The sequence below is a fragment of the Streptomyces sp. SID14478 genome (genome assembly GCF_010548525.1).
Lineage (GTDB): Bacteria > Actinomycetota > Actinomycetes > Streptomycetales > Streptomycetaceae > Streptomyces.
Window position 1 is genome coordinate 1 of sequence record NZ_JAAGMG010000946.1, and the last position, 371, is coordinate 371.

Genomic DNA, 371 nt, shown 5'->3' on the forward strand with positions numbered 1-371 from the left:
CCCACGCGGACGCCGCCGCGGAGGAGGACGCGGGGCCGGTCCTGCCGTTCGCGTGGAACGGCCTGGCGCTGCACGCCGGAGGCGCCGCCGCCCTGCGGATCCGCCTGACCTCCGCCGGGCCCGGCGCCGTGGCACTGGAGGCGGCCGACGAGGCCGGCGGACTCGTCGTGACCCTGGACTCCCTGGTGTCCCGGCCGGTCTCCGCCGAACAGCTGGAGTCCGCCGCGGACTCTGCGGTCGCCGAGGCGCTGTTCCAGGTGGACTGGACCGAACTGCCGTTGACGCAGCAGGTGTTGGACGCGCCTACGTGGGCGCCGGTGACCGGTGCGGAGGACGTGGCGGGTCTGGCCGGGGGCGTACAGGTAGCGGTT

General features: G+C 75.7%; 1 protein-coding gene. It reads left to right on the forward strand.

Annotated elements, in window-relative coordinates:
* Positions 1-371, forward strand: a 371-nt coding sequence (locus tag G3I40_RS30430) for a hypothetical protein (protein WP_203645058.1), incomplete at both ends; no start/stop codon positions are given.